This window comes from Pseudoxanthomonas sp. LjRoot204_2 (genome assembly GCF_056175765.1).
Genome location: NZ_JBGFFG010000483.1, coordinates 1 through 2,321, shown reverse-complemented (window position 1 = coordinate 2,321; position 2,321 = coordinate 1). Strand labels below are relative to the sequence as shown.

Below are 2,321 nucleotides of genomic sequence, written 5' to 3'. Positions count from 1 at the left end.
GCGTTCGCGCGCGGCCTGGAAGTGGCGCACGCGCTGCTGACCGAGTCGCCGTGGGAGCAGTGGCGCAAGGAGCGCTACGCCAGCTTCGACAGCGGCAAGGGCAAGGACTTCGAGACCGGCCAGCTCGGTCTGGCCGACCTGGCGGCGCTGGCGGCCGGGCAGGGCGAACCGAAGCAGACCAGTGGCAAGCAGGAGCGTTACGAGAACCTGCTCAACCAGTACCTGTTGCGCTGACGATCCAGCAGGAACGGGATGGAGTCGAGGGTGCCTGGCGGAGATCTCCGCCGGCACTCCGGCTTGGATCAAAGACCAGGGGAACCTTCGATGGAACATGCAGCACTGCGCACCGGTGAGAACACCCGCTTCATCATCCTCATCAGTCTGGTGGCGACGATCGGCGGGTTCCTGTTCGGCTTCGACAGCGGGGTCATCAACGGCACCGTCGACGGGCTGAAGGCCGCGTTCGGCTCCGATGCGGCCGTGACCGGCTTCAACGTCGCATCGATGCTGCTGGGCTGCGCGATAGGCGCCTGGTTCGCGGGCACGCTCGCAGACCGATATGGACGTCGCACCATGCTGCTGTGGTCGGCCGTGTTCTTCCTGATCTCGGCCTGGGGGTCGGGCATCGCGACCTCGTCGCTCGAATTCGTGGTGTACCGGGTCATAGGAGGATTCGCGGTCGGCGCGGCGAGTGTCATGTCGCCCGCGTACATCAGCGAGGTCTCGCCGGCACGCTATCGGGGCCGCCTGGCGACGGTGCAGCAGATCGCAATCATTTCGGGCCTGTTTGCTGCCTTCCTGAGCAACTATGTCCTCGCCAAGTTCGCCAGTTCCTCGTTGGCTCCACTATGGCTGGGCTTTGAAGCGTGGCGCTGGATGTTCTGGGTGGAGATCCTGCCGGCTGCGTTGTTCCTCGGCGCTTTGCTGTTCATCCCGGAGAGTCCGCGCTATCTGGCGGCCAAGGGCCGGAAGGAACAGGCGTTGAGCGTGTTGACGCGGCTCTACGGCGCTGCGACCGGCGCAACCAAGCTTTCCGAGATCGATGCCTCGCTCGCGTCTGATCATCACGCGCCGCGGCTGTCCGATCTGAAGAACAAGGCGACCGGCAAGATCCGYCCCATCGTCTGGGTCGGCATCGGCCTGGCGACGTTCCAGCAGCTGGTCGGCATCAAYGTGGTYTTCTATTACGGCGCGGTGCTGTGGCARGCCGTGGGCTTCTCCGAGAACGATGCGCTGGCCATCAAYGTGTTGTCCGGCGCGCTCAGCATCGGCGCCTGCATCGTCACCGTRYTGCTGRTCGAYCRCATCGGCCGCAAACCGCTGCTGTGGATCGGTTCGGCCGGCATGGCCGTGACGCTGGGGCTGGTCGCCATGGCGTTCGCCACCGGCAGCCTTGATGCGGCAGGCAAGCTCCAGCTCTCGGACAACATGGGCGTGTTGGCGCTCGTGGCCGCCAATGCCTATGTGGTGTTCTTCAACCTCTCGTGGGGCCCGGTGATGTGGGTGATGCTGGGCGAGATGTTCCCCAACCAGATCCGCGGATCGGGCCTGGCCGTGGCCGGTCTTGCGCAGTGGGGCGCCAACTTCCTGATCACCTGGACCTTCCCGATGTTGCTGACCGGTATCGGCCTGGCCGGCGCCTACGGTCTGTACACGATCGCAGCGGCGATTTCGGTCTTCTTCGTGATCAAGTACGTGCACGAGACCAAGGGACGTGAACTGGAGCAGATGGAGGGATGAGCGCGATGACGAACCGAAGTGCGATGCGGAGGTGTCGTGGTGCGCTGCTCACCGCCCTGATGCTGGCGCTGGTCGCCTGCAAGGGCGACGACAAGGCGGCCGCRCCCGCGACCGCCGCCGATGCCACTCCGTGGCCGCAGGTCGCCTGGCCGCTGGCCGAGGACGCSGCGCTCGAGCAGCGCATCACCGACCTGATGGCCACGATGACGGTSGAGGAGAAGGTCGGCCAGCTGGTGCAGGGYGATATCGCCAGCATCACGCCKGACGASGTGCGCAAGTACCGGCTCGGCTCGATCCTGGCCGGCGGCAATTCAGACCCCGGCGGGCGCTACGACGCCTCGCCGRCCGAGTGGCTCGCGCTGGCCGATGCCTTCTACGAGGCGTCGATGGATACCTCGCAGGGCGGCAAGGCGATCCCGGTGATCTTCGGCATCGATGCCGTGCACGGGCAGAGCAACATCGTCGGCGCCACGCTGTTCCCGCACAACATCGGCCTGGGCGCGACGCGCAATCCGGATCTGCTGCGCCGGATCGGCGAGGTCACCGCGCTGGAGACGCGCACCACCGGCATGGAGTGGGCG

2 protein-coding genes and 1 pseudogene are annotated in these 2,321 nt (G+C 66.1%); all 3 read left to right on the top strand.

The genetic code is table 11. The features are described 5' to 3' along the window. Positions 1-234, top strand: a pseudogene (locus AC04L7_RS16915) (xylose isomerase); the annotation flags it as partial. A gap of 90 nt (positions 235-324) precedes the next feature. After that, the gene (locus AC04L7_RS16910; RefSeq protein ID WP_475513480.1) at positions 325-1,740 is read left to right on the top strand and encodes a sugar porter family MFS transporter; all 1,416 of its coding nucleotides are present in this window, start codon (positions 325-327) and stop codon (positions 1,738-1,740) included. After that, positions 1,737-2,321: glycoside hydrolase family 3 N-terminal domain-containing protein (locus AC04L7_RS16905; RefSeq protein WP_475513479.1), on the top strand; the 585-nt coding region annotated here is incomplete at its 3' end. The genes AC04L7_RS16910 and AC04L7_RS16905, both read left to right, overlap by 4 nt.